14 protein-coding genes are annotated in these 19,775 nt (G+C 74.4%); all 14 read right to left on the reverse strand.

What is annotated here, in order from left to right:
• Positions 1–212: 212 nt before the first annotated feature.
• Positions 213–1,115 (reverse strand): aminoglycoside phosphotransferase family protein, encoded by a 903-nt coding sequence (locus tag ACFVHV_RS30290; RefSeq protein WP_359909533.1) that lies wholly within the window; start codon positions 1,113–1,115, stop codon positions 213–215.
• Complete coding sequence (locus ACFVHV_RS30295) at positions 1,112–2,374, reverse strand: MFS transporter (RefSeq protein ID WP_380355200.1); 1,263 nt, start codon at positions 2,372–2,374, stop codon at positions 1,112–1,114. Before ACFVHV_RS30295 ends, ACFVHV_RS30290 begins: the two co-directional genes overlap by 4 nt.
• On the reverse strand, positions 2,371–5,004 hold the full coding sequence (locus tag ACFVHV_RS30300) for a lantibiotic dehydratase (RefSeq protein ID WP_380355203.1): 2,634 nt from the start codon (positions 5,002–5,004) through the stop codon (positions 2,371–2,373). The genes ACFVHV_RS30295 and ACFVHV_RS30300 overlap by 4 nt, the downstream gene beginning before the upstream one ends.
• Positions 5,005–5,008: 4 nt before the next feature.
• On the reverse strand, positions 5,009–5,944 hold the full coding sequence (locus ACFVHV_RS30305; protein ID WP_359909542.1) for a PHP domain-containing protein: 936 nt from the start codon (positions 5,942–5,944) through the stop codon (positions 5,009–5,011).
• A gap of 48 nt (positions 5,945–5,992) precedes the next feature.
• Positions 5,993–7,045: a hypothetical protein gene (locus tag ACFVHV_RS30310; RefSeq protein ID WP_380355205.1), complete on the reverse strand. Its 1,053-nt coding sequence runs from the start codon at positions 7,043–7,045 to the stop codon at positions 5,993–5,995.
• Positions 7,042–8,136 carry an arginase family protein gene (locus ACFVHV_RS30315; RefSeq protein WP_359909548.1) on the reverse strand — a complete coding sequence of 365 codons (1,095 nt, stop codon included), beginning with the start codon at positions 8,134–8,136 and terminating at the stop codon, positions 7,042–7,044. Before ACFVHV_RS30315 ends, ACFVHV_RS30310 begins: the two co-directional genes overlap by 4 nt.
• Position 8,137: 1 nt before the next feature.
• Entirely contained in the window at positions 8,138–9,532 is a 1,395-nt protein-coding gene (locus ACFVHV_RS30320; RefSeq protein ID WP_359909551.1) for a radical SAM protein, read from the reverse strand.
• A gap of 48 nt (positions 9,533–9,580) precedes the next feature.
• The gene (locus tag ACFVHV_RS30325) at positions 9,581–12,151 is read right to left on the reverse strand and encodes a lantibiotic dehydratase (protein ID WP_380355210.1); all 2,571 of its coding nucleotides are present in this window, start codon (positions 12,149–12,151) and stop codon (positions 9,581–9,583) included.
• A gap of 288 nt (positions 12,152–12,439) precedes the next feature.
• Positions 12,440–13,669, reverse strand: a complete 1,230-nt coding sequence (locus ACFVHV_RS30330) for a PLP-dependent aminotransferase family protein (protein WP_359909586.1) — start codon at positions 13,667–13,669, stop codon at positions 12,440–12,442.
• Between the two features lie 65 nt (positions 13,670–13,734).
• Entirely contained in the window at positions 13,735–14,886 is a 1,152-nt protein-coding gene (locus tag ACFVHV_RS30335; RefSeq protein WP_380355213.1) for an alpha-hydroxy acid oxidase, read from the reverse strand.
• Positions 14,883–15,980: a 4-hydroxyphenylpyruvate dioxygenase gene (gene hppD / locus ACFVHV_RS30340; protein ID WP_359909560.1), complete on the reverse strand. Its 1,098-nt coding sequence runs from the start codon at positions 15,978–15,980 to the stop codon at positions 14,883–14,885. The genes ACFVHV_RS30335 and hppD overlap by 4 nt, the downstream gene beginning before the upstream one ends.
• A 149-nt stretch (positions 15,981–16,129) precedes the next feature.
• Positions 16,130–17,389: an MFS transporter gene (locus ACFVHV_RS30345; protein ID WP_380355216.1), complete on the reverse strand. Its 1,260-nt coding sequence runs from the start codon at positions 17,387–17,389 to the stop codon at positions 16,130–16,132.
• Positions 17,390–17,604: 215 nt separating this feature from the next.
• Positions 17,605–18,636, reverse strand: a complete 1,032-nt coding sequence (locus ACFVHV_RS30350; RefSeq protein WP_380355219.1) for a pyridoxal phosphate-dependent aminotransferase — start codon at positions 18,634–18,636, stop codon at positions 17,605–17,607.
• Positions 18,636–19,682 carry a class I SAM-dependent methyltransferase gene (locus ACFVHV_RS30355; protein ID WP_359909568.1) on the reverse strand — a complete coding sequence of 349 codons (1,047 nt, stop codon included), beginning with the start codon at positions 19,680–19,682 and terminating at the stop codon, positions 18,636–18,638. The genes ACFVHV_RS30350 and ACFVHV_RS30355 overlap by 1 nt, the downstream gene beginning before the upstream one ends.
• Between the last annotated feature and the right edge of the window lie 93 nt (positions 19,683–19,775).

The raw sequence follows: 19,775 nt of genomic DNA on the forward strand, positions 1-19,775 counted from the left end.
TTCCGTGTTGGTTTTGTTTTTGGTGGGTTGTTTTTTTTTATTATGATCCTGTCTTTCCCGACCACGCGCGCCGTTGGACCGTCCCCCGCCTCTGGCTCCCCCACTACCATGGGGTCGGTGCACCGCGCGGCGTTACTGCGGCTGTGGTCGTGGACGACCCCGACAGGCGGGTGCGAGCGGGTGATCCGGGTGTTCGGGGCCCCGTTCGGCCGCTACAGGGCGGTGAGGCGCAGCGCCAGGTCGCGGGCGTGGGTGGCGGCGGTGGGGCCGCGGGTGGCGTCGGGGGCTTCGGAGAGGAAGACCAGGGCGAGCATCAGGGCGGCGTCCAGGCGGCAGGCGAGGAGGCAGGGGTCGTCCTCGTCGGGGACGGGGGCGACGGTGGCGTAGCCGGCGCGCAGGGCGGCCGGGTCGAGGTCGTTCTCCGGGTAGCGGGCGTACTCGGCGAGGCGGCCGAACTCCAGGGCGGGGGTGCCGAGCAGGGCGTTCGACCAGTCGAGGAGGGCGGTGGTGCGGCCCCGGCTGCGGCGGATGTTGGAGCTGCGGACGTCGAGGTGGAGCAGGCTGGTCCCGGTGAGGGAGGAGAGGTGGCGGGCCAGGAGGTCGGCGGCCGGGGGCTCGGGCAGGTCGTCGACGCGGCGGGCGAGTTCGGCCCAGCGGCGGCCTATCCGGGTGGTGAGGACGTCGGTCGTGCTGCCGCCCTCGGCGGCGACGGGACGCAGCCGCGGCGGGGGCACCTGGTGGAGCCGGGCGAGGAGTTGTCCGAGGGCGTGGGAGTCGAGCGGGGAGCCGTCGTCGTCGACGTAGTCGGAGAGCAGCACGTCGGGGGAGTTCGGGTCGTCGGCGAGGACCAGGTCCCGGGCCCGGGCGACGGGCAGGCCGTGCTCGGCGAGGTGCCGGGCGATGGCGTGCTCCTGGACGAGCAGGGCGCGGGTGTCCACGTACGGGTCGTTGGCGTTGGAGTCGAACCGCCGGTGCGCGAGCCGTACGGCGACCGGTGCGCCGTCCCGGCCCCGGGCCCGGAAGACGGTGAACTCCAGTCCCTTGCCGACGAGTTCGAGGCCGCTCAGGCCCCACTGTTCGGCCAGTCGGTCCAGTACGGCGAAACGCTCGCTCATTGCGCATCCTCGGGAGTCTTGCGACGGTCGGTCACCCTGCTGTCCTTCAGCAGGGCGTAGGCGATCGGCAGGCAGGTCAGCAGGGTGACCACGCCGCCGAGGGCGAAGGCGGCGCGCGGCCCGGCGGAGGCGCTCACCCGGCCGAAGACCAGCGCGCCGAGGGGCATCGTGCCCCAGGCGAAGAGCCGGTAGACGCCGGTGGCCCGGCCGAGCATCCGGTCCGGGATGATCGTCTGGCGCAGCGAGACGGCGACGACGTTCCAGACCATCAGGGCGAAGCCGGTGGCGCAGTAGGCGGCGGACACCACCCACACCCGGTCGGTCGCGCCCACCGCCAGGCCGGCGACGCCCATCGTGGCCAGGCCGCCGACCAGTGCGGGGACCCGGCCGATCGCCGTGGTCAGCCGGCTCGCGACCGTGCTGCCGATCACGCCGCCGACGGCCCCGGCGGCGAGCAGCGCCCCGTACGCGGAGTCCGGAAGCCCCAGCACGTCGTGCACCAGGATGACGAAGACGGCGATCTGGCCCAGGTAGACGGCGTTGATGACACCGGCGGAGACGGTCAGGGCGCGCAGCAGTGGATCGCGCAGGACGAAGGCGACGCCCTCGCGGATGTCCGCCAGCAGGCGGGGGCGGGGCGTCTCCGCAAGCGATCCGGGTTCGGGTTCGGGGTCCGGGGCGGGGCCGCGGATGCCGCGCAGCAGCACCGCGGAGACCAGGAAGGAGACCGCGTCGATCAGCAGCGGAACGGTCCGGCCCACGGTGAACAGCACGCCGCCGACGACCTGCCCGAGCAGGTCGCGGCCGATCGTCTGGACGGCGAAGAGCCGGCCGTTCGCCGACTCCAGGCGTTCCTCGGGGACGACGCTCGGCAGCAGGGCGAAGGACGCGCAGTCGAACAGCACTTCGCCGACGCCCAGCAGGAAGGCGGCGGTGAGCAGGGGCCAGAAGGTCAGCCGGTCGGCGGCGAGCAGCACGACGGTGAGGACCAGCACCGCCGCGCGCAGCAGGTCGGCGAGGACCATCAGCAGGCGGCGTTCGAAGCGGTCGGCGTAGGCCCCGGCGGGCAGGGCGAACAGCAGCCAGGGCAGCGTGGTCGCGGCGGTGACGGCGGACACCTGGAAGGCGTCGTGCAGCACCGCGGTGGACAGCAGCGGCAGCGCGGCGAAGCGCATGCCGTCGCCGATCGCGGAGGAGGCCGCGGCGCCGATGACCCGGTGGTAGCCGGAGGCGGGACGGACGGCGGTGTCGGTGCTCACCCGCGCGGCTCCGGGAGGGATTCCGGCCCGGTGGGCGCGCTGTCCCAGGCGCCGGCGCCGTCCCCCGCAGAGAAGACGGCGCAGCGCAGTTCGCTGGTGTACCGGTGGCCGTCCACCTCCAGCCAGCGCTGGTCGGGGGCGGGCAGCATCTCGGAGATCTCCAGGGTGCCTTCGGCCCTGGCGGCCAGCCGGCCCAACTGCCGTACCAGCAGGGGGGAATCCCAGTCGACGTAGACCGGCTTCGGTTCGCCGGGGACCTTGACGAAGACGTGCCGGGGCAGCCGGAGTTCGGCGCGCAGCCGGCAGGCGGCGACGAACCGGGCGGCGTCGTCCCGGCCGGTCGGCCGGCCGAGGGCGGTGGTGTCGCGCAGCCGCTCGGCGGGGATGCGCCAGGTCTCGCGCTGCAGTACGACGCGGCCGCAGCGGATGCGCGGGATGTGCGCGAGGTGGGGGGCGTTCAGTCCGGCGCCGCCGAAGTGGCGGGGGAAGGCGAACGGGGAGAGCGGGTCCTGCCGGATGCTCGGGCCGCCGGCCGGGGGCGCCATCAGCCGCAGCCGGCCCTCGACGCCGCGGGCGCGCAGTTCCAGCCGGTCGCCGCGCAGCACCAGGTACAGCTGGGAGGGCTGCAGGACCCGGTCGCGGGTCTGTGCGGAGCGGCCGTAGACCTCCAGGTCGTGGCAGGGGTAGACGAGTTGGGTGGAGGACTTGTCGGGGTGGCCGCGGGACAGGTTGGCGAGGACCTCGTCGTCCGCGAGCAGGGACTGGTAGCCGCGGTACACCTCGGAGAGCAGTTCGGGGGTGTGCTCCTGGATCAGCGGGCCGAAGCTGGTGTGGGTGATGACCTCCCGCACCGCGTGGCAGTCGCCGATGACGGCGGTGAACCGGCCCTCGGCCAGGTCCTCCCGGCTCGCGGCGGCGAACAGGACGTCCGGGTCGCAGACGGCCGGCGGGCTGCTGGGCCGGCCGGCGAGGACGGCCGCCATCCGGTCCCGGTCCACCACGACCTCGGAGCGGTCCGGGTCGGTCGCGGCCCCGCCGAGCAGGGCGGCGCCGATCGCCCGGTCCAGTTCGGCGAGTTCGGCCTCGACGGCGAGGCACTCGCGGGCGATGGCGTCCCGGTCGCGGAAGAACTCGGCGTAGAGCACGTCCAGCGGGATCTCCACCCCGGGGCCGAAGCGCTCGGCCACCCACCGGGTGAGGATGACCAGTTCGCGCCGCATCCGCAGGCGCGGGCCGGCCAGCACGGTCTCGTACACGATGGACAGTTCGTCGGTGATGAAGCGGGCGAGGTCCGGGCCGACGGTCAGGTCGGCGGGCCGGCCGCGGGCCTCCTCGAACAGGATGCTGCGGTCGGCGTAGTGCAGGCCGCTGTTGCGGTTGGCGGGGCCGCCGGTCAGCTGCTCGAACCGGGCCTTGCCGGCGGCGAGCGCGGCCGCGCGGTCGGGCAGCGGCAGCCGGGCGAAGCGGGTCAGGTCCGCCTCGAAGCCGTCGATCGCGGCGAGCAGCGGGGCGGCCGGTTCGGCGGGGGCGGCGAGCAACTGCTCGCGCAGGGCGGCCAGCGGCCGGTGGTCGCCGATCGGGATCTCGAACTCGACGACCACCCATTCGCGGTCGGCGAGTTCGGCGAGGGCCGTGTCGAAGGGGACCGGGCCGGGCAGCTCGTCCTGCCAGGCCTGCCGCAGTTCGCGCAGGGTGCGTTCGCCGTCGCAGTGCTGCCACAGCCAGGCCTCGTACGGTTCCACCGGCCGCCCGCCGAGGTGCTGGAAGTCCCAGTCGGTGTCCAGGCCGTCGCGGGTGGTGAAGGCGTACAGGTCGATCCGGCCGTCGCGCAGGAAGGACAGCGGGCGGCGCCGGGGCCGGGCGTGGTCGAGCAGGCCGGGGACGGCGGCGGCGCTCTGGGCGAGCTTCTCGGCGGCCCAGTGGCTGAACAGCGCGTGCCGTTCCAGCTCCCGCTCGCCGGTCCAGGTGATGCCGGGGGCGGTGCCGAGGCGGCCGGGGGTGAAGGGGCCGAAGTGCGAGTGGGTCTCGTTCTTGGTGGTGACCCGTTGGAGGTACATGGTGAGCAGGTCGGTCATCTTGCGGGTGCGCCGGCCGGTCGTGCCGTCGTGGCCGTCGAGCCAGGCGGCGAAGGTGGGGTAGGCGGAGTCGTTGGAGAGCAGCAGGACCTGCCGCAGGCGTTCGTCGCCGAAGGCCTCGACCACGGCGGCCCCGGCCCGGTCGAGGCGGTCCTGGTGCCGGGCCGCGAAGCGGGTCTGCTCCTCGGCGAAGTGCCGGGCGGCGTCCTGGTAGCCGCGCAGGGTGGCGGCCGCCTCGGCGGGTACGGCGGCGGCCGCGGCGGCGAGCGCGGGCTCGGGGACGGGCAGCAGGAAGCCGGCCGGGGAGGAGAGCCGGGCGGCGCCGGGCACCGGGTGCCGGCGCAGGGCGGCCTTGAACTCCTCGGCCAGCGCCTTCAACCGCTGCCCGTGGGCGACGAGTTCGCGGGCCTCCTCGGCGGCGGCCGGGTCCGCCAGGGGTGCGAGCAGCTCCATCGGGAAGCCGGCCTGGCGGAGCACGACGACCGGCGCGAGCTGCCAGGCGACGCGCGCACCGGGCTCGGCGGTGGTGGTCCGGGGGTCGTTGACGGTGGTCACAGCCTCACCTGGGAATCGAGTGGACGGGCGGACGCCGGTCGTGCAGGGCGTCCAGGACGGCGAGCGGGTCGGTGGGGAGCGCGGGCAGCAGGCCGGGGCCGGTCGCCCAGGGCTTGACCCGCACCCCGTGGTAGTCGGACCCGGCGGTGGCGACCAGGCCGAGCCGCCCGGCCGCCGCGGCGAGCCGGGCGCTGTCGGCCGGGGTGTGCCAGCTGGTCCACACCTCCAGCCCGGCCAGGCCGGCCGCGCGCAGCGGCTCCAGCAGCGCCGCGCACTGCGGGGCGTCCAGGTCGGCGGTGAGCGGGCCGGGGTGGGCGAGGACGGCGACCCCGCCCGCCTGTTCGATCCAGGACAGCACCTCCACCAGGTCGGGGTTGACCGGGTGTTCGACGTGCAGCGGCCGGCCGGGCCGGCACCAGTCGGCGACGAGGCGGGCGAAGCGGTCGTCGCCCTCGCGGTACGGCGCGAACCGGGGGTCGTCCTCGGCGGCCTCCAGCAGCAGGGCAAGGTAGTCGTTGACGTAGGCGACCCGGTCGCCGCCGAGGCGCCGTTCGACGTCGGCCCTGGCGAGCGGCACCCCGAGGGCCTGCACCCGGTCGGTCCAGGTGCGCCACCAGGCCAGTTCGGCGTCGTGGACGCGCCCGATCCGCTGCCGGAACGGTTCGTCGCCGGGGTCGACGAAGTAGGCCAGGCAGTGGGTCTCCTCGCCGTGCCAGCTGGTGGTGATCTCGCAGGCCGGTACCACGGTGAGGCGCCCGCCGGCGGCCCGGTCGAAGGCGGCGACGCCCGCGAGGGTGTTGTGGTCCGTCACGGCTGCCACCCGCAGGCCGGCCTCGACGCACCGCCGGGCCAGTTCGGCCGGCGCCTCGTCGCCGTCCGAGTGCCGGGTGTGCAGGTGCAGGTCGACCGGGGTGGCCAGGGTGGCGGGCGCGCCCCGCATCAGCAGGTCCCCCGCATCGGCTGGATCCGCATCAGCAGGCCCCCCGCATCAGCGGGCTCCGGGCAGGGTGCGCCGCCAGGAGGCGGCCAGCCAGCGCTCGTACTCGGGGCCGGACGGGTCGTCCACGACCAGGCAGAGCGGCTCGATGATCCGCCCCGCGCCGCCGGCCAGGCCGCCGTGCAGCATGGTCAGGTTGTGGCCGAGCAGCAGGTCGCAGTGCTCGCCCGGGGCGAGCACCTCCCAGCGGCGGCGGAACCGCGCCCAGGTCAGGCCGGTGGCCATGAGCACCTGGTGGCAGAAGAGCCGGGCCGCCTCGCCCCGGCACTCGCCGCACGGACAGCCGTGGGCCAGCGGCACGGCGGCGGGGAAGCGCCGGCGCTCCTCCTTGGTCAGCACGGCCTCGCCGTGGTGGAAGGACAGGCCGTGCCAGAGCGGCTCCTCCAGTCCGAGCATGGCGCCCACCGAGGGGTAGGCGCAGCCGTGCTCCGGCTGGCGCTCCAGGCCGCGGGCCAGGTTGTCGCCGAGCCAGCGCGCCGCGGTGGCCGCGGCGTCCGGCCCCCGGTCGATGCCGCGCCGCTCCAGCACGTCGTCGATCACGCCGAGCCAGTCGTAGTACGTGGTGACGCTCAGCCCCTCGCCGACCTCGGGCAGGAAGATGCCCTGGTACATCTTGTGCGCGGGGGTGGTGGTGTACCCGGAGTCGCCGTAGGTGCGCCGGGCCGGGTCCCAGTCGGGGAAGTCCTGGAGGCTGGGCGTCAGGTACGAGCAGTGCTGGCCGTCGTGGTGGGGCAGCAGGGTCCGGGTGGCGCAGCCCTCGGGCACGTAGGTCTGCTGCGCCCGGTCGACCTCCAGCCGCATCCGGGCGGGGGCGCCGCGGGCGATCAGCGTGGTGCGGACGCGTTCGACGATGGAGGTGGACAGCCGGCGGCTGTCCTCGACCCCGAGCCGCAGCCGGCCGATCCGGAAGACCGCCCAGCCGGTCCGGTGGATGACCTCGACGGCCTCGGCGGCGAGGGCGTCCAGTGCCCGCTCGCGCTCGGCGGGGGCGTCGGAGAGCAGCGGGGTGCAGTCGAACCGCGCTTCGTGGGGGGTGAATCTCACCGGTGCTCCTGGGGTGCGGAGGGGGTGCCGGGGGCCCAGGGCGCGAGTTCGGCCGGGGCCACGTCGGTGCGGAACAGGAACTCGAAGAGCAGTCGGGCGGCGATCTGCGCGGTGCCGCCGGACGGGTCGTAGCGGGGCGCGATCTCGGCGATGTCGACGGCGCCGACGGGCAGCGCCCGCAGCTCCTCGTAGACGTCGAGGAGGTCGCCGATGCCGATGCCGCCCATGGTGACGTGTCCGGTGCCGGTCGCCGCGGCGCTGTCGAGCACGTCGATGTCGAGGGAGACGTAGACGGTGTCGCAGCGCGAGCCGAGCTCCTCGATCACCGGGCGCAGGGCCGCGGCGGCGCCGTCCCGGGTGATGGAGGAGCCGGGTACGACGTGGAAGCCGCTGTCGAGCAGGCCGCGGAACTGGTCGTACTTGGTGACGTCCCCGACGCCGACGAAGGCGATGTCCTCCGGGCGCATCCCCGGGATCTCGCTGATCCGGCGGGAGTTGGAGCCGTGGTACAGCGGACCGTGCAGGGTGCTCCAGTTGCCGAAGTCGAAGTGGTGGTCGATGTTGATGAACCCCACCCGGCCGGCGCCGCGGTCGAGCCGTCCGGCGCGGAAGCCGGCGAAGGTGGGGAAGGTGCAGGAGTGGTCGCCGTTGAGGAAGATCAGGCGCGGGGCGTTGCAGCTCAGGCGGCGGCTCTCGGCGGCGACGGCCTGGAAGGTCTTCACCGTGTCGGTCGGGTAGATGTGCAGGTCTCCGGCGTCCGCGACGCTGGGCGCGTGGTAGCGGAAGGTCTGCCCGGTGCGGGTGTCCAGCATCCGCCACTGGCCGAGGCTGGTGAGGTAGCTGGAGAAGACCAGGCTGGCCTGGCGGATCGCCCGCGGCCCCTCCGCGGCGCCCGGGCGGGAGCTGGCGGTGGCGTCGTAGGGCACGCCGGACACCACCCAGCCCGTCTCGCCCACGTCCACCTGGTCGGCGGTGGTGGTGGGGGCGCCGAACAGGGTGCCGACGCCGGCCCAGCCCGGCAGCGGGTCCTGCTCGAAGTCCTCGGGCTTGACGCTGTTCCGGAGCGCTTCGAAGTCGGGGAGCTCGGTCATGTCAGTCCTCCTGCACGGCGGACGCGGCGGGCACGCCGGGCGCCGTGGGTGCGGTGGGCGCGGCGGGCGGGGTGGGCGCGGCGACGGGCAGCGGGGCCCGGATGACGTCGTGCGCGGCGGCGATCTTCTCCTGGAACAGGTCCCAGCTGGCCTCGGGTGACAGGTGCCGGGGCTGGTAGACGACCGGGGCGTCCTCCCGCCAGTCGGCGAAGTCCCAGTTGAAGATGCGCTCGCGCAGCCTGGGGAAGTCCGGGGTGAGCGGGTACGGCACGAAGTTGTACAGGTTGAAGAGCCACAGCGCCGATTCGTTCTCCCGCATCCAGGCGACGGTCTGGCCGTGCGCGGCCTCCGTCTCCTCGTCGAGGCCGCCCATCATGTTGAGGACGATCTTCAGCCCGGCGTCGCTGAGTTGACGGATCTTCGAAGTGTAGTCGTCCAGGCCGCGGGAGAGCTTGTTGAGCCGCTTCAGCATCTGCGAGTCGGCCGACTCGAAGCCGAGCTCCACGGCGACGACGCCGAGTTCGAGCATGGCCTCGACGATCCACTCCTTCACCTGCATCACGTGGGTCTGCACGATGAAGCGGTAGCCGGGGCGGTCGCGGAAGACGTCCAGCAGGTTGCCGACGGCCTCGCGGGACTGGCCGAAGGTCTTGTCGCCGATGTAGAAGAGCCGGGTGTCGGGGAACCGGGTGGTCAGCTCGTCCACTTCCTGGGCGAGCGCGTCCTTGGCGACCAGGGTGAGCTGCTTGCTCCAGGCGTCGCCGCAGAACGAGCACTGGTACAGGCAGCCGTGGCTGGCGTTGAGCCGCAGCAGCGGCACCCGGCCGTGGTAGCCGCCGAGGTGGCGGTAGTCCGGGGCCCAGGTGATCCGGTCGGAGACCAGGCCGGGCAGCAGGGGCTTCTCCAGGCTGCCGCCGGAGCCGGAGGCGAGTTCGACGAGGCGGCGCACGAAGCCGGCGTCGAGCTGGCCGCGGTGCACGGCGTGCACGGCGCCGTCCGGGGCGAGCGGGGCCATGTTCCCGCCGAGGACGACGCGCCGGCCGGCGTGCTCCAGCCGCTTGGCCACCTCCAGGGCGAGGCGGAGGTTCTGGGCGAGCGGGGACATCAGGACCAGGTCACCGGGGGCGGTCGCGTCCAGCAGCGGTTCGGCGCAGTCCTCCGGCTCGGCCGGGGTCCTGGACAGGTCGCGGAAGACGGAGTCGAGCCCCGCGGTGTTCAGCAGGGCGGTCAGGTGGGCGACCCACAGCGGCATCTCCCACAGGCCGTCGGTCGGGATGAAGTACTCGGGCAGCAGGGCCCGGAAGCGCCGGTCGTAGTCGTCGTAGTAGCGCGACAGGTTCGGGTCGGGGTCGTGGCTGGAGGGGAAGGGCAACTGGACGATGCAGCTCTTGGTCATGAGCGGTGCCTTCGGTCGGTGAGGGCGTGGGTCCTCGACGTGGAGCACTCAGTGGGACCGGCGCGAGAAGACCGCACAACGCAGCTCGCTGGTGTGACGTTCTCCGTCGATGTCGAGCCAGAGGTGCTCCGGGGCGGGGAGCATTTCGCTGAACTCCAGGGGGGCGGCCGTCCTCCGGGCGAGCCGGAGGACCTGCCGGACGATGAGGGGGGACTCCCAGTCGACGTAGACCGGTTTCGGCTCGCCGGGGATCTTCAGGAAGCCGTGGCGCGGCAGGCCGAGGTCGCGGCAGAGCCTGCGGGCGGCGGCGAACTCGGGGGCGTCGCCCTTGGACCGGTGGACGCCGGGGCTCCAGCCGCGCAGCGCCTCGGCGGGGATGCGCCAGCGCTCCCGGTGCAGCACGATCCGGCCGCAGCGGATGCGGGGCACGTGGTCGCGGTCCCGGTCGCGGATGCCGACCCCGCCGAAGTGCCGGGGGAAGGCGAACGGGGAGAGCGGGTCCTGGCGGATGCTGGGGCCGCCGGCCAGCGGGGCGAGCAGCTTCAGCCGGCCCGCGAGGCCGTGGGCGCGCAGCTCCATCCGGTCGGCGGTGGCCACCAGGTACAGCCGGTCGGGCCGCAGGACGTCGCCGCGGGCCTTCGGGGAGAGCCCGTACACCTCCAGGTCCGGGCAGGGGTAGGTGAGTTGGGCGCCGGTCTTGTCGGGGTGCGAGCGGGAGAGGTCGACCAGCACCTCGTCCTCGTCGAGCAGTTCCCGGTACCGGGTGTGGATCTCGTCCAGCAGCTCCGGCGCCTCGGCCTGGAGCATCGGGGCGAAGCTGGAGTGGGTGAGCGCCTCGCGCACGGCGTGGCAGTCGCCGACGACGGCGAGGAAGTCGCCGCGCGCGATCGCGGCGGCGTCCGGTGCGGCGAGCATCACGTCCGGGTTGCACAGCGCGGGCGGGGTGTCCGGGTGGCGGGCGAGGAGCTCCTCCAGCCGGGCCCGGTCGACGACGCTCTCGGGCCGGCCGTCCTCGGCGCCGTCCAGCAGCAGGGCGACGACCTCGCGGTCGAGCGCCTCGATCTCCCGGTCCACCTCCTCGCACCGCGCGGCGAGGCGCGGCTTGTCGGCGAAGAAGGCGGCGTAGAAGTCCGGCAGCGGTACGGGCGTGCCGAGGCCGAAGCGCCGTGCCGTCCAGTGCCGCAGGACCTCCAGTTCGCGGCGGATCCGCAGCCGGGGGACGAGCAGGGTCAGGTCGTAGACCGCGGACAGCTCGCGGCCGATCAGCCCGGTGACGTCCGGGCCGAGGACGACGTCCTCGACCGGGCTGTACGCCTCCTCGTAGAGGATGCTCCGGTCGGCGTAGTGCCGGCCCTCGGAGCGGTTGGCCGCCGACCCGGTGACCTCCTCGAAGGCCTCCTTGAGCTCGCCGAGCAGGGCCGCGCGCCGCGCCGTCGGGCCCTCGGCGAAGCGGCGCAGCCCGTCCTCGAAGCGGCGCACCACGGCGAGGTCGGGGGAGTCCTCGGCGAGGTGCCCGGCGAGCGAGCGCAGCACGTCGGTGGACCCGATCGGGATCTCCCAGCGTCCGATCAGCCAGTCCTGGTCGACGAGTTCGGCGAGCACGTGGTCGAAGTCGAGGTCGGCCGGGCGGTCCGGGCGTTCGGCCCAGGCGGCGCGCAGCCGCGCCACCGTGCGCTCCCCGTCGCAGTGCTCCCAGAGCCAGGAGCGGTGGGTGTCGAAGGTGTCGGACTTCACCGCGACGAAGCGCCAGCCGTCCGGCATGCCGGTGGTGGACTCGAACGCGTACAGCCGGACCAGGGGGCCGTCGGCGAAGGCGAGCGGGCGCCGGCGGGGGCGCACCGTCTCGAAGGCCTCCGGCCGGGCGCTGAAGACCTCGGCCATCGCCTCGCCCGCCCAGTGGCTGAGCAGGGCGATCCGGCGCAGCGGGCCGGTGGACCAGGTGATGCCGGTGGCGGCGGTGCCCTCGGGGGCCGCCCGGGCGACGGCGAGGGGGCCGAAGTGCGAGTGGGTCTCGTTCTTGGTGGTGACCCGCTGGAGGTACATGGCGAGCAGGTCGGTCATCCGCTTGACGTGTCCGTCCGACCCGGTGCCGCCGGCGGCGATCCAGGCGGTGAACTCCTCGAAGCGGGCGTCGTTGGACAGCAGCAGGACCTGTTGGAGGGAGGGCTCGCGGAACAGGTCCACGACGGTCCGGCGGGCCCGGGCGAGGGCGGTGCCGTGCTCCTGTTCGAAGGCCTTCCAGTGGCCGTCCAGGGCCTGCACCGCATCCTGGTAGCGCTTGGCCGAGTCCAGGGCGGCGGGGCCGAGTTCGGCTTCGAGCCGGGCGAGGTCGGCGGGCGGGAAGGGGCGGAGCATGCCGACGCCGGAGGCGAGGTCGCCCCGGGTGCCGGCCTGCTCCGCGCGCAGGGCGGCCTTCAACTCCCGCCCCAGTCCTACGGCTTCGTCCTGCAGGGCGAGGACGGTGTCGGCGGCCCGGGCGGTCGGACGGTCGACGACGCGGTCCAGTAGCGAGAGCGGGTAGCCCGCGTGGCGCAGCATCGCGACCGGGGCGAGCGACCACCCCCGGCCGCCGCCCTGTGCGGGTTGCACGGTGTCGGGGCGCTGCCTCGGTTCGTCCATGATCGTCCCCTCATGGCTGACTTGATCACGACAGTTCGTGACCATACCCAGACGTCGAGAGGTCTTTCAATAACGATGTGGTCAACCCGTCGGGTTCCGGCCGGAACTGGCCGGTCGACAGCCGAAACTCCGAGGTCGTGCAGCGGGGCTGGGCCATTGGGATGGCTTCAGTGGGGCTCATTCGTCCGGAAATTGACGACGGATCAGGTGTCGGGCCGGTCGTGGCACGAGCCGTCGGGGCCGGACGCGCCGGAGGGGCGCCCCGGGCGGGGCGCCCCTCCGGGTGGGTCAGGACTGCGCGGCGAGCAGCGCGGCCAGCCCGTCCAGCCCCCGGTCGAGCGTGGCCGGGTCGACCTGGCTGACGGAGAGCCGCAGCTGGTGCTCCCCGCCCGCGCCCGGATAGAAGTGCGACATCGGGGTCCAGATCACCCCGTACTCCGAGGCCGAGCGTTCCAGCAGCGCGTCGTCCACCACGCACGGCACCGTGAGCACCAGGAAGAACCCGCCGCGCGGCTCGTTCCAGGTCACCCCGCTGCCGGGCGGGAAGCGCTCGGCCAGGCCCTCCAGCACCAGCGAGAGGTTGCGCCGGTAGAGCGCGGCCACCTCGGTGTTGGCGGCCCGCAGGCTGTGGCCGTGCTCCAGCAGCGCGCCGCCGATCACGGCCTGGGCGATCGGCGAGGTGTTCACCGTGGTCATGCTCTTGATCATGCCGAGCAGGTCGGCGAACAGCTCGGTGCCTCCCCGCCCGTCCGCCACCAGCTGGTCCGCCACCACGTAGCCGACCCGGGCGCCGGGCAGGGCCGTCTTGGCGAAGGAGCCGAGGTGGACCACCCGCCGCTCGGTGTCCAGCGCCTTGAGCGAGGGCAGCCGCTCGTCACCGGCGAAGACGCAGTACGGGTTGTCCTCCAGCAGCAGGAAGTCCTCCTCGGCGGCCAGCGCCAGCAGCTCCCGGCGCAGCTCCAGCGGCAGGCTGGCCCCGCTCGGGTTGGCCACGTCCGGCACCAGGTACAGCGCCCGCGGCCGCAGGCCCTCGGCGCGGGCGGCGGCCAGCCGGCGGCGCAGGTCGGCGAGGTCCACGCCGTCCGGGCCGTCGGCCACCGCCCGCACCGGCAGGTCGGCGAGCAGCGCCGCGCCGGTCAGGCCCACGTAGGTGGGGGAGACGGCCAGCACCACGTCCTCGGGGCCGCGGCGCAGCGCCCGCAGCACCAGGAACATCGCCTCCTGGCAGCCCACCGTCACCACGATCGACTCGGCGGGCACCTCGATGCCCTCGTCCGTCGCGAGGTGGGTGGCGATCAGGTCGTGGATGATCCCCTTGGTCCGCCCGTACTGGAGCACCTGGCGGCGGGCCGCCTCCTCGCTCAGCCCGCGCTCGGTGCGCAGGTGGTCGAGGTAGCGGTCCAGGTGGCGGTGGACGGCGTCCAGCTCGAAGAACTGCTCGGCCGGGCGCCCGGCCGCGAAGGAGACCGCCTCCGGGTAGCGGATGGAGATCTCGTTGAGCAGGTTCATCGAGGTCATCGCCGGGTCGGCGAGGGAGGAGTGCAGGCCCGCGAGCAGCAGGTCGTGCGGTGCGGCGATGGTGGTCACGGGGTGCTCCAGGTGGTGCCGGGCAGGGTGGTGGTGCGCAGTTCGGCGGCGGCCCGCAGGTCGGCGCAGCCCGCGAGGCCGAGCGCGTGCCGCAGCTCGGCGGCGAGCAGGTCGAGGACCTCGGTGCAGCCCGCCTCGCCGCCGGCCGCCAGGCCCCAGATCAGCGGGCGCCCGAGCAGGACCCCGGAGGCGCCGAGGGCCAGCGCGGTGAGCACGTCCGAGCCGCCGCGCACCCCGCTGTCCATCAGCACCTGGCAGTCCTCGCCGGCCAGCGCCTCGGCGACGGCCGGCAGGACCGTCACCGCGGGCACGGCCCGGTCGAGCTGGCGGCCGCCGTGGTTGGAGACCACCACGGCCGCGGCGCCGATCCCGGCGGCCCGCCGGGCGTCGGCCGGGTCGAGCACGCCCTTGACCACCAGCGGCAGTTCGGTCTCCCCGCGCAGCCATTCGAGGTCGGCCCAGGTGACGCCGGGGGAGAGCAGTTCGGCGGTGTGCGCGGCCACCGCCGAGACGGCGGTGGTGGACTCGTGCGCCCGCCCGGCCGCGCCGCCCTCCAGCAGCGCCGCGCGGACGTCGGCGGGCAGCGCGAAGGCGTTCCTGGCGTCGCGCAGCCGGCGGCCCATGTACGGGACGTCGGCGGTGACCACCAGCGCCTCGCTGCCGGCCTCCTCGGCGGCCCTGACCAGGTCGAGCAGCCGGCCGCGGTCGCGCAGCCAGTACAGCTGGAACCAGAGCGTGGCGCCGGTCCCCGCCAGCTCCTCGAAGCCGACGCTGCTGAGCGTGCCGACGGTGAACGGCACGCCCGCGGCCGCGCAGGCGCGGGCCGAGGCCAGCTCGCCCTCCGGGTGGAACAGCCGGTGGTAGGCGACGGGCGCCACCGCCACCGGCAGGGCCGCCCGGCTGCGCACCAGGGTGGCGGCGGTGTCCCGGGTGCTGACGTCGGTCAGCACCCGGGGCACCAGGCCCACCCGGTCGAAGGCGGCCCGGTTGGCGGCGAGGGTCAGTTCGCGTTCCGCGCCGCCCTCCAGCCACTCCCAGACCTCGGGCGCGAGCGCGGCCCGGGCCCGGTCGGCGTACTCCGCGACGGACAGCACCGGGCGCCCGGCGGCCGGGCCGGCCGGTGGAACGCTTCGGACGGACGCGCTCATCCGGCCACTTCGCCGGCGTTGCGCTGCAGCTCCACGGCCTCGTAGAGGGCGCGGATGTTGTTGCTGCCGAAGTTGCGGGCCCGGATGCGCTCGATCACCTCGAAGAAGTAGGTGTTCCGCGGGTGCTGGGAGCGGGTGAAGATCTGGAACAGCTGGCCGTCGTGGTCCTGGTCGACCAGCAGGTTCAGCTCGCGCAGCTGCTCGAAGGAGTGCCGCAGCGGCGTCAGGCGGTCGGGCAGCGCGTCGTAGTAGGTCTGCGGGGTGCGCAGGAACGGCACGCCGCGCTCGGCCATGGTGGCGACGGAGTGCACCGCGTCCTCGGCGGCGAAGGCGACGTGCTGGACCCCGGCGCCGCCGTGGCCGGCCAGGAAGGAGGCGATCTGGCCGCCCGCGTCCGCGGTGAGCGGCTCGATCAGGGTGAGGGTGACGCTGCGGTCGGCGCTCTGCACGACGGCCGAGTCCATGCCGAGCGTGCCGACCTCGACCCGCTCCTCGAAGATCGTCCGGAAGCCGAAGACCTCGCGGTAGCGGTGCTCGGTCTTGCGCAGCTCGCCGAACGGGATCAGGACCGCGAAGTGGTCGACGGAGCGCAGGCCGACCTCGCCCTCGCCGGTGAGCGCGGCCGGGTCCGGCAGGCCGGGGATGCGGCCGGCGGGGACCTCGGGGCCGCGCTCGACCAGGGTGTGCACCACGTCGCCGAAGGCGTCGACCACCGCGGTGACGCAGCCGTCCGCGGCCTGCGGCTCGCGCAGGGCGACGGCGCCGCGGGCGGTCAGCGTGCGGAACGCGTCGGTGGCGTCCGGCACCCGCAGGCCGAGGGCGCCCACGCCGTCGCCGTGGCGCTCCAGGTAGCCGGTGGCGGGGTGGCCGGCGGCCAGCGGCTGGGTGATCAGCAGCCGGATGCCGGACTGGCCGACCAGCGCGGACAGGCAGCGCTCGGCGCCGTCGCCGCGCTCGGTCGGCGGGACGAGCAGCTCGAAACCGTACTCCGTGGTCAGCTTGGCGGTCTCGGCGCCCAGGTCGGCCACGTAGAACTCGACGTGGTCCAGCTCGACGGGGATCGGGGTGACGGCGGGCGAGGAACGGTCGGTCATCTGAGGAGCTCTCTCGTGAGGAGGAACGGGAGGGTGCTGAGGGGCGATCGGGCGGGCGGACGTGCTCGGCGGTGCGGGTGTCCGGGTGGTGCGGACGTTCACGTGGTGCGGAGTCCGGGCGGGCGGGCCGGTGGGCCGGCCGGGGCCGGTCAGGTGGGCTGGAGGTCCTTGGCGTCCTCCGGCTCGGCCGGGCCGTCGCCCTCGGACGCGTCCTCGGGCTCCGGCGGCTCCGTCGGGGCCTCCGGCTTGCCGATCAGGTGGGCGGCCGCGAGCAGCGCGCCGACCACCATCACGCCCAGCACCACCCGGAAGTCCAGGGCGGCCACCAGACCGGAGCCGACGCCCACGGCCAGCGCCTGCGGCGCGGTGAGCGAGAGGTTGACGGCCGCCTGGGCGCGCCCCATCAGCTGCGGCGGGGTGGACGCCTGGGCGGCGGTGGCGAGCCCGACCAGGGCGGCCGGGATGCCCGCGCCCGCGATCACCAGGCCGGCCGACACCACGTACAGCGACGGGGCCAGCAGCAGGACGATGCCGAGGCCGAACACCGCCGATCCCGCCATGACCGTCCGGCGCGGTCCGAGCCGGCCGATCAGCAGGCCGCCGACCACCGAGCCGACCAGCGCGCCGACCGCCTCGGTGGTCTCCAGGACGCCGAGGAACTGCGGCGAGCGGTGCAGCCCGTGCTGGGTCAGCGCGAACAGCACCGGCTGGAGCAGGCTCAGCACGAAGCCGGCGCCGGCGGTGGCCACCACCAGCGGCCGCAGTCCGACCGAGCCGCGCAGGTGGACGAAGCCCGCCAGCACCTCGGTGCGCCAACGCAGGCCCGAGGGCTCCGGCTTGACCTCCGCCACCCGCAGGGTGAGGAAGCTCAGTGCCGCCAGCAGCAGCACGGCGAGGTCGGCCACGGCCACCACGTGCCCGCCGAACCAGCCGTAGAGCCCGGAGCCGAGCAGCGGCGCCACCAGCGTGGTGCCGGCCCGGGCGCTCTGGGTCAGTCCGGCCGCCGCCCCGAAGTCCTGGCGCTCCGTCAGGATGCTGCGCAGCAGCGCGCTCTGCGCCGGGGCCAGGACGGCCCCGGCCAGACCGCAGACCGTGGCGGTGCAGTAGATGATCCAGACCGTGTCCCGGCCGTCGACCAGCAGCAGCGGCAGCAGTGACACCGCCACCGCCAGGTTGACCCCGACCAGCAGCGGCTTGCGCCGGACCCGGTCGGCGAGCAGGCCGCCGAGCGGCAGCAGCAGCAGGGGCGCGGAGAAGCAGAACAGCACCAGACCGGCGGCGGAGTTGCTGCCGGTCAGCACCTTGGCCCAGATGCCGAGGGCGATGGAGAGGGCGCTGTCACCGAGGACGGACAGGGTCTGCCCGGCGAGGTAGCGCCGGAACTCCGGGCGGGCCAACAGCGGGTGCATGGCGGTTCCTTCGCTGCGCCGACGGCGCTTCGGGGTGTGCGGGGGTGTGCGGGGGTGCGCGGGGGTGTGCGGTGGAACGGGGTGGTGCGGGGGCTGTGCGGTGGTGCGGTGGAACAGGGCCGTGCGGTGGTGCGCCGGTGCCGGGGCGCCCGCCGGCGCCCCGGGTGCCCGGGGTGCGCCCTGACGCACGCGGGGTGCTCAGGGCGCCGGGTGGTTCAGGGTGCGACGGGGTGGGCCGGGGCGAGCGGTGCGACGGCGGCGAAACCCTCGATCACCGCGTCGTTGGCGTCCTTCTCGCCGATGGCGACCCGGATGCCCCGGCCGGGGTAGTACCGGACGGCGACGCCCAGGCGCTCCAGCTCCGCGCGCAGCGGGAGCTGGTCGCCGGGGGCGTCGACCCACAGGAAGTTGGTGACGCTGGGCGCCACCGTCCAGCCGAGCCGCAGCAGTTCGGCCTCGGTGCGCTCCCGCTCCGCGGCGATCTCGGCGATCCGGCGCGCCATCTCGTCCTCGGCGGCGACGGCCGCGAGCAGGCCCGCCTCCTGGAGCCGGTTCACCGCGTACGGCACCTGGTGGTCCCGCACCCGCCGGGCCACCGACTCCTCCAACAGCGCGTAGCCGATCCGCAGCGCGGCGATGCCGTGGGACTTGGACAGGGTGCGCAGCACCACCAGGTTCGGCCACTCGGCGATCCGGGCCGGCACCTCCGGGGCCTGCCAGTCCCGGGCGAAGTCGACGTAGGCCTCGTCGAGCAGGATCAGCGCGGTGGACGGCACCCGGCGGAAGAACTCCGTCAGCTCGGCCCAGGAGTAGACCGTGCCGGTCGGGTTGTGCGGGTTGCACAGCACGACGATCCGGGTGCGCTCGTCCATCCGCTCGGCCATCGCCGCCAGGTCGTGCCGGGCGTCGGGGCCGAGCGGGACCGGCCGGGCCTCGGCCCGGGCGATCTCGCAGAACAGCGGGTACGCGTCGAAGCAGGGATCCGAGTGCACCACGTTGTCGCCGGGCTCGACCACCGTGTGGAAGAGGTCCAGCGCCACGCCCGCCGAGCCGTGGCCGACCACGACCTGGCCGGCCGGGACGCCCTGCCAGTCGGCGACGATCCCGGCGATCCGCTCCGGCCGGAAGTCCGGGTAGCGGTGCAGGTCGGCACTGGCCTCGGCCAGCGCGGCCAGCACCGACGGCAGCGGCGGGTACGGGTGCTCGTTCTGTGCCAGCAGGTGTCTGGCGGTCGACGGGGCGGCCATCAGTCGGCCTGGAGGACGTAGAGCCAGGAGTGCGGGGTGGCCAGCGCCTCGACGCGGTCGATCCGCAGGCCGGCGTCGGTGAAGAGGGTCTCGTAGGTGGCCTTGGTGTGCAGCGGGACGCCCATCATCGCGTGCGCCAGCTCGAAGCCGACCGAGAAGACCGGCTGGGCGCCGTCGGAGGTGCCCGGGTCGCGCAGCATGGTGTCGCCGAGGACGAAGGTGCGGGCCTTCGGGAAGGCCTCCCGCATCCGGGTGAAGATCGAGGAGCGGGTGGCCGGGTCGGCCAGCAGGTCGTGCAGCAGGAAGAAGCTGATCACGGTGTCGACCTCGGCCACCTCGGCGGCCTCGGCGTCGTTGTCGATCTGGGTGCCGAGCAGGCCCAGGACGTCCGCGCGGACGGCGGTGACCCGGTCCTGCATGCCGGCCTCGATGATGTCGCGGCGGGCGATGTCGGTGGCCGGGCGGCTGATGTCGATGCCCAGGCCCCGGGTGCCCTCGCGCTGCGAGACCACGCGGCGCACCCGGGCGGAGGTGCCGGAGCCCAGGTCGGCGATGGTGCGGAAGTCGATCCCGCTGAGCACGTCGGTCAGCTGCGCGGCGAACAGCGACTGGTCGCACTGGGCGGAGCCGAGGGCGACCATCGCCTCGTCGCGGAAGACGTCCTGGTCGTAGCGGTGGGTGCCGGCGCTCAGGTGGCCGGCGCGGCCGAACACGTCGTGGTAGCCGCCGACGGCCCAGGTGAAGTAGCCGCGCGCGGCGGCGATCTCCAGGCCCGCCTCGGTGGGCAGGTAGGCGTCGCCGTCGGCCTTGAGGTAGCCGTAGTCGGCGGCGGCGCGCAGCACGGCCTCGGTGCGGGCGGTGTCGCCGGCCCGGGCGGTGGCCTCGGCGGCCGAGAGCGGCTCGCCGCGCCCGATCGTCTCCAGCAGGCCGATCCGGTCCAGCGCGAAGATCACGTTGGCGGCGATGAAGCCGTTGTAGGCGTCGGTCGAGGTGATCGGCGACGGGGTGATGCCACGCCAGGTGTCGGGGATGGCCGCAGTGGTCATGGTGGTGTCCGTTTCTCCGTGGGCGGGCCGGGTGCGGCCCGCGTGGTGTGCGCAGGTCGGTCGCCTGCGGTCGGTAGGGGTGTCGAGTCGGTG

Origin of the sequence: Kitasatospora sp. NPDC127116 (assembly GCF_042677365.1) — a bacterium.
GTDB classification, from domain to species: Bacteria; Actinomycetota; Actinomycetes; order Streptomycetales; family Streptomycetaceae; genus Kitasatospora; species Kitasatospora lactacystinica.